A 13,342-nucleotide genomic window follows, 5' to 3' on the forward strand; every position below is an offset into this window, starting at 1 on the left:
GTCATCGCCCTGCGGGCGACCGCTGACGCGGCGGGGCGCTTTCGATCCGGGACTGCGTTGCTCGTCGGTCACGATGCTATTGCATCGCTCCGCTCCTCGCGCCTTGCCCCGGACCGAAATCACCTCCGTGCCGGTGATCCAACATGGTCGGAAACCGCTCTAATCCGTAAACCCCGCGAGGAAGGCGGCGACGTTCGCGCCCAGTGCGTCGACCGCATAGCCGCCTTCCATCACGATCGCGGTCGGCAGGCCGGCGGCGGCGATGGCCTGCGCCATCGTGGTGAAGTCGGCGGTCTGCAGCGCGAAGCCCGCGATCGGGTCGCCGGCAAAGGTATCCGCGCCGAACGAGACGATCAGCGTGCGCGCGCCCCATGCCCGGATCGCCGCCAGCGCGGTGTCGAGCGCGGAAGCATAGGTTGTCCAGTCGGTCCCGCGCGGCAGCGGCAGGTTCAGCGTGGTGCCCGCACCCGCGCCCTCGCCGGTTTCGTCGGCATGGCCCCAGTAGAACGGATAATCGGTCTTCGGGTCGGCATGGATCGATGCGAAAAACACGGTCGGATCGTCGAGGAAGATATCCTGCGTCCCATTGCCGTGATGATAATCGACGTCGAGGATCGCGACCGGCCCCAACCCCTGCGCCACGGCATGGCGCGCGGCGATCGCGGCATTGTTCAGGAAGCAATAACCGCCCAGATAATCGGCCCCGGCATGGTGGCCGGGCGGGCGGCATAGCGCAAAGCCGTGCCGCGCCCCCTGTGCCAGTGCATCCACGGCGGACAGCGCGCACTGCGCCCCCCAATAGGCCGCGTCCCAGCTGTGCGCGGTGATCGGGGTCGATGCGTCCATGCTGAACGCGCCCAGGCGTGCGTCGATGCGGGTCAGGTCGAGCGGGCGCCGCCGCACGACCGGAAAGACATAGCCGATCGCATCGCCGACCCGCCCCGCCGCCGTCCAGTCAGCCCAGGCATTTTGCAGGAAATCGAGGTAGCGCGCGGTGTGCACCGCCGCGATCGGCGCGGTGCCATGGTCGGCGGGCGGCTCGATTGCCGGCAGCGTCGCAGCGATCGTCGCCCCGCGTGCGGGAATCTCGGCATGGTCGGTCCACCCGCCATTGTGAAATTCGCGTGTCGGGGCATGGCCCAGCTGCCGTTCGTCGAAAAAACACCGCATCGCATCAGGCCCCGGACAGCAAAACGGCGCGGGATCGCTCCCGCGCCGCTGCGTTGTGCCGTGGATCAGGCCGGTTCGGCAATCCCGGCGGGCTGTACGCTGTCCGCCTGCTGCGGCACGTCGAACCGGTCGGCGTTCATCACCTTGGTCCAGGCCGCGACGAAATCGCGGACGAACTTTTCCTCATGCCCGTTCTCGGCATAGACCTCGGCCACCGCGCGCAGCTGGCTGTTCGACCCGAAGATCAGGTCGGTGCGCGTCGCGCGCCAGCGTTCGTGGCTGCCGGCGCGGTCATAACCGATGAACTCCTCGTCGGCGCTGGTGTCGACCACCTTCCAGAAGGTGTCGTTGTTCAGCAGGTTGACGAAGAAGTCGTTGGTCAGCTGCCCCTTACGGTCGGTGAACACGCCTTCCGGTGCGTCGCGGTAGTTGGCACCCAGCACGCGCAGGCCGCCGACCAGCACGGTCATTTCCGGCACCGACAGGCCCAGCAGCGAGGCGCGATCGAGCAGCAGCTCCTCGGTCTTCACGCTGTGCTTGGTCTTCAGGTAATTGCGGAAGCCGTCAGCGACCGGTTCCATCACCGCGAAGCTGTCGGCATCGGTCCATTCCTGCGTCGCGTCGCCGCGACCGCCGGTGAAGGGGACGTCGACCGCGAAACCCGCATCCTTCGCCGCCTTCTCGACCGCCGCATTGCCCGCCAGCACGATCGCATCGGCGAGCGATAGGCTGCCCTTCAGCTCGCCGATCTTGGCGAGGACGGCTGACAGTTCCTCCGGCTCGTTCACCTTCCATCCGCGCTGCGGTTCCAGCGCGATGCGCGCGCCATTGGCGCCGCCGCGATGGTCCGACCGGCGATAGGTCGAGGCCGAGGTCCAGGCGGTCTTCACCAGCTGCCCGACCGTGAAGCCGGCATCGAGGATCTTCGTCTTGAACGCCGCCACGTCCGCATCGGACGGGGTGGTGCCGGCGGGCACGGGGTCCTGCCAGATCAGCGTTTCCTCCGGCACTTCGGGTCCCAAGTAGCGGACCTTCGGCCCCATGTCGCGGTGGGTGAGCTTGAACCACGCGCGGGCAAAGGCGTCCTTGAACGCTTCATGGTCGTTCCGGAACTTCTCCGAAATGGCGCGCATCTCGGGATCGACCTTCAGCGCCATGTCGGCGGTGGTCATCATCGTCGGCACGCGCAGGTTCGGATCATGCGCCGCCGGGGCCATGTCCTCTTCGCGCTGGTTGATCGGCTGCCACTGCTTGGCACCCGCCGGGCTGCGCACCAGTTCGTACTCGTAATCGAGCAGCAGGCGGAAATAATTGCCCGACCATTCGGTCGGCGTGTTCACCCACGCGCCCTCGATGCCGCTGGTGGTGGTGTGCTGTCCCATCCCGCTTTCGAAGCTGTTGGTCCAGCCAAGCCCCATCAGCGAGATATCGGCACCTTCCGGCGACTCCCCGACCAGCGTCGGATCGCCCGCGCCATGCGCCTTGCCAAAGGTATGGCCGCCGGCGGTCAGCGCGACGGTTTCCTCGACGTTCATCGCCATGCGCGCGAACGTTTCCTTGATGTCGCGCGCCGACTGCATCGCGTCGGGCACGCCGCCGGGACCTTCCGGATTGACGTAGATCAGGCCCATCTGGATCGCGGCGAGCGGCTGTTCCAGCTCCAGCTCCTCCTCGGGCAGGATGCGCGTCTTGTTGTCGGGATGGCCGACGAACTGTTCTTCCGACCCCCAGTAGATGTCCTTTTCCGGTTCGAACACGTCGGCGCGACCGCCGCCGAAGCCGAACACCGGGCCGCCCATCGATTCGATCGCGACATTGCCGGCCAGGATGAACAGGTCGGCCCAGCTGATATGCTTGCCGTATTTCTGCTTGATCGGCCACAACAGGCGACGCGCCTTGTCGAGGTTGCCGTTGTCCGGCCACGAATTGAGCGGGGCGAAACGCTGCTGCCCGCTGTTCGCGCCGCCGCGGCCGTCGGCGGTGCGGTAGGTGCCCGCCGCGTGCCACGCCATGCGGATGAACAGGCCGCCATAATTGCCGTAATCGGCCGGCCACCACGGTTGGCTGTCGGTCATCAGCGCGGTCAGGTCGGCCTTCAGCGCGACATAGTCGAGCTGCTTGAAGGCTTCGGCATAGTCGAATTCATGGCCCATCGGGTCGGGCGAGGTGCCACCCTGGTTGAGCACTTCCAGCGGCAGCGCATCGGGCCACCAGTCGCGGTTGGTGCGGCCCACCAGCGACCGAACCGTATTCGGTTGGTGGATCGGGCAGCCGCTCATCTCTCCGGTTTTCGCGTCCATGTGTCAGCTCTCCATCTGCTTGGTGCAGAGCCTAACCGCTTCCCCGCGCCGACGATAAGCGATTGTCTCGTTCACACTTGGCGGAAAACTCGATTGGAGCGGATGGGGTCAGGGCGTATCGGCTTGGGGTGGGGCAATCCGGTCCGTCGCGCGGACCAGATCGGGCAGGGTGGCCGCGCCCACCTTGCGCATCGCGTGGCCGCGGCGGACCTTTACCGTGATCTCGCTGACGCCCAGGCGTGCGGCGATCGTCTTGTTGGGCAGGCCGGCGGCGACCAGTTCGGTCACCGCGCGCTCACCGGGGGTCAGCGTCGCGAACCGCGCGCGCAACGCCGCCGTGTCGCTCAGCGTCGCGCGCTGATCGCGGTCGATCGCCAGCGCGCGGTTGACCGCATCGATCAGCGCCTGGTCGGCGAACGGCTTGGCGAGGAAATCGACCGCGCCCGCGCGCATCGCCTGTACCGCCATCGTGATATCGGCATGGCCTGATACGAAGATGACCGGCAACGCTACCGCCGCAAACGCGGCGCTCTGGAAGAAGGCGAGGCCACCTTCGCCGGGCATGCGGATGTCGAGGATCAGGCAGCCCGGCCCCGCGGCATCGCCCGCCACCAATTCGGCGACCGAGGAAAAGGCGCGGGTGGCGAACCCGACCGAGGCGAGCAGGTCGGCGATGCCGGCGCGCATCGAATCATCGTCGTCGACGATGCGGATGACGGGGGCGGGGGCGGTCATCGCGGTTCCTCCGATGCGGGCAGGGTGATCACCATGCGGGTGCCGGGTGCTGCGGGATGCGCCGCGATCCGGCCACCATGCGCCTCGATGATGGTCTGCGCGATGGTGAGGCCAAGGCCGGTGCCGCCCTCCCGGCTCGTCCACAGCGAATCGAAGATGTGCGGCAGGTGCTCGGCGGGGATGCCGATGCCGCTGTCGGCGACCGACAGCGTGACCCGCCCATCCGCCGCCATTTCGCTCGACAGCGTGATCGTCCGCCGGTCGTGCGCTACTTCGGCCAGCGCCTCGACGGCGTTCGACAGGAGGTTGCCGACGACCTGTTGCAGCTGGATACGGTCGCCCGTCACCGGGGGCAGGTCGACGGCCAGGTCGGCGCGCACCACGATTCCCCCCGCGTCCAGTTCGCGCGCGGCCAGCGCCAGCGCATCGCGCGCGACCTCGTTCAGGTCGACCGGCATGCGGGTGACGGCGTGGCGTTGCGACAGGCGGCGGATGCGCACGACGATCGCGCTCGCCCGCCGCGCATCGTCGGCGATACGGCGCAGCGAGGCGCGCGCCTGTTCCAGCCCCGGCGGATCGGCGGCCAGCCAGCGTTCTCCCGCGCCCGCGCTGCTGGCGATGGCGCCGAGGGGCTGGTTCACCTCATGCGCGATCGAGCTGGCCAGCGCGCCGAGGTTCGACACCCGCGATACGCGGATCAGCTGCGCCCGCGCCTCGCCGAACGCGGCCTCCGCCGCCAGCAGCCGCAGCGTAAGCTGCGTGGTGATGAGGATCGCGACCGAACTGATCGCCAGGTTGGTCAGCCCCGCCTCCCACGCGCCATGCGCGGTCAGCAGCGAACTGAGCGCGGCCAGCGCGACGCAGCCGACCGCCAGCGCCCGGACGCCGCGCCGGGGCAGCGCGCGCGCCGACAGCAGGATCGGCACGACGTAGAAGACCGCGACCGTGATTTCGAGGTCGGTCAGCGTATCGGCGACGAACACCGCCGCCATCAGCGCCACGACCGACGGCGCGGCGGCGCGCGCGGGAAAGGTCACAGCCACCCGACCTTGCGAAACCGGATGTAGAGCAGGGTACAGGCGGCGGCGATCACGCCCAGCACGACGAAATAGCCATAGGTCGTCTTCAGTTCGGGCATGTGTTCGAAATTCATGCCGTAGATGCCGGCAATCGCGGTCGGCACGGCCAGGATCGCGGCCCACGCTGCCAGCTGGCGGGTGATCGCGCCGGTGCGCTGCTGTTCGAGCAGGTTGCTGAATTCGAAGACCGAGGTCAGCACCTCGCGCAGCCCGTCGACCATCGACTGCGCGCGGCGCACATGGTCGCGCACATCGGAGAAATAGGGCCGGGTATTGGGGTCGATGCACGGCAGGTCGATGCGGACCAGCTTGGTCGCGACCTCCTGCATCGGGATCAGGATACGCTGGAACCGGCTGAGTTCGCGGCGCATGGCAAAGATGCGCGCGATGTCCGCCCGGCCGAGGAACGTGTCGAGCGTCTGCGCCTCCATCGCCTCCACCTCGCGCTCGATCGCCTCGATCACCGGGAAATAGCCGTCGACGATGAAGTCGAGCACCGCGTGCAGCACATAGTCGACGCCGTGGCCGAGCAGGTCGGGGCTGGCCTCCAGCTGGGCGCGCAGGTGGCGATGGTCGCGCAGCGACCCGTGGCGGACGGTGATGATGTGGCTGTGCCCGACGAAGATCGCGGTTTCGCCATAGCGGATCGCATCGCCGTCGAGGCGGGCGGTGCGCGCGACGACGAACAGCTGGTCGGCATAGACGTCGACCTTGGGCAGCTGGTCCGCCTTCAGCGCATCCTCGACCGCCAGCGGGTGCAGGCCGTAGCGCGCCTGTAGTTCCAGCAGCTCCTGCGCCGTCGGATCGATCAGTCCGATCCAGACGAATTCGGACTTGTCGTCGGGACAATGCACATGTTCGTCGATCGTGACCGCGCGAACCTGCTTTCCGTTACGATAGAGATACGCCGCGACGACCGCCATGATTCCGGTTTTCCTTTCGACGCCGTGGCGTTTTACTGTGATCTATACCAAGGTATATCGGGAATATACTGTGGTATGTCGTCCGAAATCACGTGTTGATGTGGACGCGCAAATCCCATAACGGCCCGCCCTGTCACCGCAAGGGCGGCGATACCAACAGGAAGCTCCCAGGAACCTCCATGCCATCCCGATCCACCCCCATGCCCGACGACGCGGACAGTAGCGAGACGATCGCACTGCCGGCAACGCCGGGCACGACCGGATCGAGGGAACGCCGCTAGCCCGTCGCTGCGCCCGCCCCTCCGACCGGTCGAATACCGAACAGGAGGGTCGCCATGTCGACCAGATATTCCGCGCGCGGGTGCCTTCATGCCTGTGCGCCATCGCCCAATGCCGCGTGCCGCGTGGAGGCGCGTGGCCCGGTGCCGATCCGCTGGTGGGAACCGGTCCTGCCGGCGCGCTGCTGGCTGGCCGCCGCCGCGCTGACGCTCGCCCTTGTCCGCGCGATGATGCGCGCGCGCCGGGTCGATCGCCCGGCCTTTGCCCGGTTGCTGCGGCTGTCGGCGCGGTTGTCGCGCGCGGGGTTCCATGCGTGGCGCTTCTGGGACGGGGCATGGCGGTGACCGGGGCGGCGCTGACCGGACTGGTCACCACCGGCCACGACTTCGCGGTCGTGCTGGCGAAGCTTGGCACCGCGCTGCTGTTCGGCGGGCTGATCGGGCTGGAGCGCCAGATCCGGCAGCGTACCGCCGGCCTGCGCACCATGGCGCTGGGCGCGGTCGGGGCGGCGGCGTTCGTCCATCTGGGCGGGCGGCTGACCGGGGTCGGCGGCATGGTCCATGTCGTCGCCTATGTCGTGTCGGGCATCGGCTTCCTGGGCGCAGGCATCATCATGAAGGAAGGCGCGCAGGTTCGTGGGCTGAACACAGCCGCGACCCTGTGGTCGTCGGCCGCTATCGGTGCGTTCTGCGGCGCGGGACTGCTGCCCGAGGCGGCGGGGGTGACCGTCATCGTGCTGGTCGGCAACACGATGCTGCGTCCGTTGGTCAATTACATCAACCGCCAGCCCGTCGACGCCGCCACGACCGAGGCGGTGTACCGCGCGCATGTCGTCTGCCTGCCCGAACGCGTCACGCTGGCGCGCGACCTGCTGGCCGACGGGCTGGAGTCGATCGGCTATCCGGTGCAGTCGATCGACGTCGTGACCGACACCGATGACAGTATCGAGATCGCCGCGACGCTGATCCCGACCACCGCCGATCCCGAAGCGCTCGAACGCTTCTGCACGCGGTTGCGCGCGACCGAGGGGGTCGTCGGCGCAACCTGGACCGTGAGTGCCATATTGTGATCGACCGCACCGACTTCGCCGCCGCCGTACCGCTGTTCCCCCCACAGGCCCGCCGGCGGGCATGGCGGGGGGGCGCGATCCCGTGGAACGACATCGCCGCCTTCGTCCTGCTTGCGACCATCGCGGTGCTGGTCGCGCGCGGGGCGGAGGGGACGGCCGAACCGCTGGCGCGGCTGCGCACCGCGCCGGTCACGCTCGATCCCGCGCTGCTGCCAGGCTATGCGCTGCGCACGACGCTGCGCATGTTCGCGGCATTGGGGGCCAGCCTTGCCTTCACCTTTGCCGCCGCGGCGCTCGCGGCCAAGAGCCGCCGCGCGGAAATGCTCATCATCCCTGCGCTCGACATCCTGCAATCGGTGCCGATCCTGGGGTTCCTGACCTTTACCGTCAGCTTCTTCATGGGGCTGTTCCCCGCGCGGCAGCTGGGCGTCGAGCTGGCGGCGATCTTTGCGATCTTTACCAGCCAGGCGTGGAACATGGCGTTCAGCTTCTACCAGTCGCTGCGCACCGTGCCCGAGGACCTGAAGGAAGTGTCGGCCAGCTTCGGCCTGTCGCCGTGGCGGCGCTTCGTCCGGCTCGAACTGCCGTTCGCGACGCCGGCGCTGGTGTGGAACACGATGATGTCGATGTCGGGCGGATGGTTTTTCGTCGTCGCATCCGAAGCGATCAGCGTCGGCGATACGCGGGTGCTGCTGCCCGGTATCGGATCGTGGCTGGCGCTGGCGATCGATGCGGGCGACGTGCGCAGCGTCGCCTGGGCGGTGGCGGCGATGGCGATCGTCATCCTTGCCTATGACCAGATCATGTTCCGCCCGGTCGTCGCGTGGGCCGACCGGTTCCGCTTCGAACAGACCGCCGCGCAGACCCGCCCGCGATCGTGGGTGTACGACCTGTTCCGCCGCGCTGGCCTGCCCGGAGCGATCGCTGCTACGCTACGCCGCGCGGTCGACCGGCTGCCGTCGTTGCCCCGGCGTGCGGCGCGGCCGGTGCGGCCCGCCCCGCGCGGGACGGTGGCGCGGTCGCTCGGGGCGTGGCGCGCGCTGATCGCGCTGGCGGTCGGCGGGGGGACGTGGCTGGTCGCGGGCTATCTGTCGACGCGGCTGAGCTGGGGCGATGCGCGTGCCGCGCTGACGCTGGGGCTGTTCACCATGGTCCGCGTGCTGGCGCTGATTGCGCTCGCCAGCCTGATCTGGGTCCCGATCGGCATGTGGATCGGCCTGCGCCCGCGCTGGGCCGCGCGGTTGCAGCCGGTGGCGCAGTTCCTAGCGGCCTTTCCGGCGAACGTGCTGTTCCCGGTCGCGGTCATCGCGATCCTGCGCTGGCACCTCAGCCCCGATATCTGGCTGTCGCCGCTGATGGTGCTGGGCACGCAGTGGTATATCCTGTTTAACGTGATCGCGGGCGCCAGCGCCATTCCCAACGACCTGCGCGAAGTGGCGCAGCTGAGCGGGCTGACGGGCTGGTCGTGGTGGCGGCGCCTGGGGCTGCCGGCGATCTTTCCCTATTACGTCACCGGTGCGCTCACCGCGTCGGGCGGGTCGTGGAACGCCAGCATTGTCGCCGAAGCGGTGTCGTGGGGGCAGGACCACCTGCAGGCCGCCGGCCTTGGCAGCTATATCGCGCGCGCGACCGCCGCCGGCGACATGCCGCGCGTTACGCTGGGCATCGCGGTCATGTCGCTCTTCGTCATCGCCTTCAACCGCCTGCTGTGGCGTCCGCTCTATGGCTATGCCGAGCGGCGGCTGCGGCTTGCCTGAGGAATTCACCATGGCAACCACCCATCCCCGTACCGCCGCCCCGATCGTTCAGGTCACCGGCGTCGGCCATCATTATGGCGACCCCGGCAAGGGCGGGCGCGCCGTGCTGGCGGGCGTCGACCTGACGCTCAGCGAAAACGAGGTCGTCGGCCTGCTCGGCCGGTCGGGATCGGGCAAGTCGACGCTGCTGCGCACGATCGCCGGGCTGATCCGGCCCGATACCGGCACGATCCATTTCCCCCCGACCCCCGCCGGACACGCCCCGAGCGTGGCGATGGTGTTCCAGACGTTCGCGCTGTTCCCGTGGCTGAGCGTCCTGCAGAATGTCGAGCTGGGGCTGGAGGCGCAGGCGGTGCCCGCTGCCGAACGCCGCGTGCGCGCGCTGGCGGCGATCGACCTGATCGGCCTCGACGGGTTCGAGAACGCCTATCCCAAGGAGCTGTCGGGCGGGATGCGCCAGCGGGTCGGCCTCGCCCGCGCGCTGGTGGTCGATCCGACGCTGCTGCTGCTCGACGAACCCTTCTCCGCGCTCGACGTGCTGACTGCCGAGACGCTGCGCACCGACCTGCTCGATCTGTGGTTCGAGGGGCGGATGCCGATCCGGTCGATGCTGCTGGTCACGCACAATATCGAGGAAGCGGTGCTGATGTGCGACCGTATCCTCGTCTTTTCGTCCAATCCGGGGCGGATCGCGGCGGAGATTCCGGTGACGCTGGCGCATCCGCGCGACCGGCTCGACCCCGCGTTCCGCGCGCTGGTCGATGCGATCTATGCCCGGATGACCGAGCGCGCGCCGCAGGTGCCGGTGGCCCAGGCGGGGCAGGGGGCGGGGCAGGGGGAGGCGCCGGGGCGGGGCACGGTCCTGCCGCGCGTGTCGACCAACAGCCTCGCCGGGCTGATCGAGGAGGTCGACGCGCCGCCATTCGACGGGCGGGCACCGATGGCGGAACTCGCCGACCAGTTGCAGCTGGAGATCGACGAACTCTTCCCGATTGCCGAGGCGTTGCAGCTGCTGCGCTTTGCCGAGCTGCGCGGGGCCGAACTGGTGCTGACGGCCAACGCGCGTGCCTATGCCGGGGCCGATGTCGACACGCGAAAGGCGCTGTTCCGCGCCGCGCTGCTCGCGCAGGTGCCGCTGGCCGCGCATATCCGGCAGGTGCTGGACGACCGCGCCGGACAGCCCGCCCGCGCCGAACGATTCCGCGACGAGCTGGAGGATCATATGTCCCCCGCCTTCGCCGCCGAAACGCTGCGCACGGTCACGCTATGGGGTCGCTATGCCGAGGTCTTCGCCTATGACGAGGATCGCGACGCGTTCAGCCTCGATGACGTGGTATGACCTTATTTACCGCTGCCGGTGCCGGACGGGGACCAACAGATAGTCGCCGGGGGAGACTGCGCGCCCGCGGGTGCAGTCGAGCAGCCGCGCGGCGGGTTTGCGGTTGATGGTCGCCGGGATGCACGACCCGTGTTCCGCGCAGAAATAGGTCCGCCCGCGCGTCTCACGCTCCAGCGTCGTCGGCAGGATCTTGCCTGTGCGCCAGCGATTGCCGAGATCATCGGTGACCGGGCGCAGGATGCGCACGCGGCATTCGGGCGTGGCCTGTGCGGTGCCGGAAAGCCCGGTGAGTAGGATCGCGGCCAGCGCGATGGACCAGCGGGGCGGCATGGCAGGTTCCTTTTCCCGTGCGGCGATGCGTGCCGTCGCGGCAAGACGCGCGAACCCGGTGGCGGGTTGCGGAACGTCTGCGCGGATCGCTCGCTGTAGCGGCGGATACCGATAGGGGAGGGCCGCGTGGGCCGGGAAGATACGACCATGTTGCCGGACGCCTTGCGGGAATGGGCGGAGGCCCCGCGCGTGGGGGCGCTGAACGATCGCCTGCCGGTCGGCGACGGCGCGCGCTATGTCCTGTGCTGGCTGCAACAGGCGCTGCGCGCGGTCGACAATCCGGTGATCGATGCCGCGCTGCGCCTCGGCAATGCGCTGGGCCTGCCGGTGCTGGTCTATCACGGCATCCGCGAGGATTATCCCTATGCCTCCGACCGGCTGCACCATTTCCTGCTGGGGGCGGCACGCGATCTGGCCGCCGGCTGTGCCGCGCGCGGCATCGCCTGCGTCAGCCATGTCGACCGCGAGGGGCGGCGGGAGAAGGGGCTGGTCTATCGTCTGGCCGCCGATGCCGCCGCGATCATCGTCGAGGATCAGCCGGTGTTCGTCGCGCGGTGGCAGGCGGCGCGCGTCGCCGCGCGTGCCACCGTGCCGGTCTATGCCGTCAACGCCGCGTGCCTGGTGCCGCCCGCGGTGCTCGGCAGCGATATTCGCGGCCGATCGGGGTTTCTGCGCCACCACGAACCGGCGCGTGCGACATGGGCGCGGGGCATCGCGGAGGTCGCGGCGGTGCCGCCCTATGCCGGGCCGCTGCCGTTTACGCCCGATGATCCGTCGATACACGACCCCGACGCGCTGATCGCGGGCCTGTCGATCGACCACAGCCTGCCGCCGAGCGCGCAATTCCCGGCGGGGCGCGCGGCGGCGGAGGAACGACTGCGGCGTCTGGTCGACACGGTGCTGCCGGGCTATGCCGCCACCCGCAACGATGCGACGCGCGACAGCGGGGCGAGCGGCCTGTCGCCCTATCTCCATTTCGGCATCCTCGGCCCGCGCGAGGTGATGGCGGCCGTCGACGGCGCGACGGCGGGCAAGACGCACAAGGCGAAGTTCGCCGACGAGTTGCTGGGCTGGCGCGAATGGTTCCACTGGCAGGCGCGGATGCTGCGCGGCGCGCAACGCTATGACCGGGTGGCCGACTGGGCAGTGGCGACGCTGGCGGCGCATGCAGACGATCCCCGGCCGGAGGGGGAGACGCTGGACGCGATGCTGCACGGCGAGACGCGCGACGCCCTGTGGAATGCGTGCCAGAAACAGTTCGTGATCGATGGCTGGATGCACAACAACCTGCGGATGTACTGGGCCAAGCGGATCATCGCGATGACCCCGAATCCGGAGGTGGCGTGGGCTACCGCCTGCTACCTCAACGACCGGCTCAGCCTCGACGGGCGCGATCCGTCGACCTACGGCAACATCGCCGCGATGTTCGGCGGCAGCCCGGCGGATGCCGAACGGCCGGTCTATGGCCGGGTGGCGACGCGCGGCGACGGGTCGATCCGGCACCGCGACGGCGGCGCAGCGTGGATCGCGGTGGCGGCGGCCCGGCCGGTCCCGCGCCTGTCGGTGCCGGACGCGCTGCCGATCGCGTGGTACCGCGCCGGCGGATAGCCCCCGGACCTTCCCGTGGAGGCCCCGTCGGCCTATGCATCGGCGATGCACGCGATCCGCAATATCGTCGTCCTGACCGGGGCGGGCGTTTCCGCCGAATCCGGCATCGCCACCTTTCGCGGGCCTGGCGGGCTGTGGGAGGGGCACCGGGTCGAGGAAGTGTGCACGCCCGAGGCACTGCGTGACGATCCGGCGCTGGTCCACCGCTTCTATGATCTGCGGCGCGCGGCGCTGGCCGGGGTGGCACCCAATGCCGCGCATCATGCGCTGGCCGCGCTTGACCGGGCGTGGGCCGGCGGGCTGCTGATCGTGACGCAGAATGTCGACGACCTGCACGAACGCGCCGGGGCGCAGCGGCTGCTGCACATGCATGGCGAGCTGTGTTCCGCGCTGTGCGCCGAATGCGGTGCGCGGGTGCCGCATAGCGGGCCGTTGCCGCCGGGCAGTGTCTGTGCGGCGTGCGGCGCGGCAGCGCTGCGGCCCGACATCGTATTCTTTGGCGAAATTCCCTATGCGATGGACCGCATCGTCGCGGCGATCGGCGACTGTGACCTGTTCGTGTCGATCGGCACGTCGGGCGCGGTCTATCCCGCCGCCGGCTTCGTCGAATGGGCGCGCGACCGGGGCGCGGCGACGCTGGAGCTGAACCTCGAACGCTCGGCCGGATCGGCACGGTTCGACGAAAGCCGTCTGGGACCGGCGAGCGAGCTGGTGCCTGCATGGGTCGATGCGCTGCTGACGGGGCAATAGCCG

12 protein-coding genes are annotated in these 13,342 nt (G+C 69.2%); 6 read left to right on the forward strand and 6 right to left on the reverse strand.

All coding sequences use genetic code 11. The features are described from left to right. Positions 1 to 159 precede the first annotated feature (159 nt). The 5 genes from ASE67_RS16015 to corA form a co-directional block, all read right to left on the reverse strand. Positions 160 to 1,170 (reverse strand): histone deacetylase family protein, encoded by a 1,011-nt coding sequence (locus tag ASE67_RS16015; protein ID WP_055763699.1) that lies wholly within the window; start codon positions 1,168 to 1,170, stop codon positions 160 to 162. Between the two features lie 65 nt (positions 1,171 to 1,235). After that, the gene (gene katG, locus ASE67_RS16020) at positions 1,236 to 3,470 is read right to left on the reverse strand and encodes a catalase/peroxidase HPI (RefSeq protein ID WP_055763701.1); all 2,235 of its coding nucleotides are present in this window, start codon (positions 3,468 to 3,470) and stop codon (positions 1,236 to 1,238) included. A gap of 108 nt (positions 3,471 to 3,578) precedes the next feature. Further along, positions 3,579 to 4,205 carry a response regulator transcription factor gene (locus ASE67_RS16025; RefSeq protein WP_055763703.1) on the reverse strand — a complete coding sequence of 209 codons (627 nt, stop codon included), beginning with the start codon at positions 4,203 to 4,205 and terminating at the stop codon, positions 3,579 to 3,581. Further along, entirely contained in the window at positions 4,202 to 5,242 is a 1,041-nt protein-coding gene (locus ASE67_RS16030; protein WP_055763706.1) for a sensor histidine kinase, read from the reverse strand. The genes ASE67_RS16025 and ASE67_RS16030 overlap by 4 nt, the downstream gene beginning before the upstream one ends. Continuing rightward, positions 5,239 to 6,207, reverse strand: coding sequence for a magnesium/cobalt transporter CorA (corA, locus tag ASE67_RS16035; RefSeq protein ID WP_055763708.1), 969 nt, complete (start codon positions 6,205 to 6,207; stop codon positions 5,239 to 5,241). The genes ASE67_RS16030 and corA overlap by 4 nt, the downstream gene beginning before the upstream one ends. A 335-nt stretch (positions 6,208 to 6,542) precedes the next feature. Here corA and ASE67_RS16040 point away from each other — a divergent pair, with 335 nt between their 5' ends. From ASE67_RS16040 to ASE67_RS16055, 4 genes are read left to right on the forward strand one after another with little or no spacing between them, the layout of a single operon-like run. Further along, on the forward strand, positions 6,543 to 6,830 hold the full coding sequence (locus ASE67_RS16040; RefSeq protein ID WP_156348659.1) for a hypothetical protein: 288 nt from the start codon (positions 6,543 to 6,545) through the stop codon (positions 6,828 to 6,830). Further along, positions 6,800 to 7,555 (forward strand): MgtC/SapB family protein, encoded by a 756-nt coding sequence (locus tag ASE67_RS16045; RefSeq protein ID WP_235511948.1) that lies wholly within the window; start codon positions 6,800 to 6,802, stop codon positions 7,553 to 7,555. The genes ASE67_RS16040 and ASE67_RS16045 overlap by 31 nt, the downstream gene beginning before the upstream one ends. 32 nt (positions 7,556 to 7,587) lie before the next feature. Further along, a complete protein-coding gene (locus tag ASE67_RS16050) occupies positions 7,588 to 9,312 on the forward strand; it encodes an ABC transporter permease (protein ID WP_055763967.1) in 1,725 nt (574 codons plus the stop codon). Positions 9,313 to 9,322: 10 nt separating this feature from the next. Next, positions 9,323 to 10,651, forward strand: coding sequence for an ABC transporter ATP-binding protein (locus tag ASE67_RS16055; RefSeq protein WP_055763969.1), 1,329 nt, complete (start codon positions 9,323 to 9,325; stop codon positions 10,649 to 10,651). A 6-nt stretch (positions 10,652 to 10,657) separates the two neighbouring features. Here the strand turns inward: ASE67_RS16055 and ASE67_RS16060 are convergent, their stop codons facing one another. After that, positions 10,658 to 10,981: a hypothetical protein gene (locus tag ASE67_RS16060; protein WP_055763714.1), complete on the reverse strand. Its 324-nt coding sequence runs from the start codon at positions 10,979 to 10,981 to the stop codon at positions 10,658 to 10,660. A 147-nt stretch (positions 10,982 to 11,128) separates the two neighbouring features. Here ASE67_RS16060 and ASE67_RS16065 point away from each other — a divergent pair, with 147 nt between their 5' ends. After that, complete coding sequence (locus tag ASE67_RS16065; protein WP_055763716.1) at positions 11,129 to 12,589, forward strand: deoxyribodipyrimidine photo-lyase; 1,461 nt, start codon at positions 11,129 to 11,131, stop codon at positions 12,587 to 12,589. 45 nt (positions 12,590 to 12,634) lie between these two features. Next, positions 12,635 to 13,339 (forward strand): NAD-dependent deacylase, encoded by a 705-nt coding sequence (locus ASE67_RS16070; protein ID WP_055763971.1) that lies wholly within the window; start codon positions 12,635 to 12,637, stop codon positions 13,337 to 13,339. Positions 13,340 to 13,342: the final 3 nt, after the last annotated feature.

It is taken from the genome of Sphingomonas sp. Leaf23, assembly GCF_001421585.1.
Classification (GTDB): Bacteria; Pseudomonadota; Alphaproteobacteria; order Sphingomonadales; family Sphingomonadaceae; genus Sphingomonas.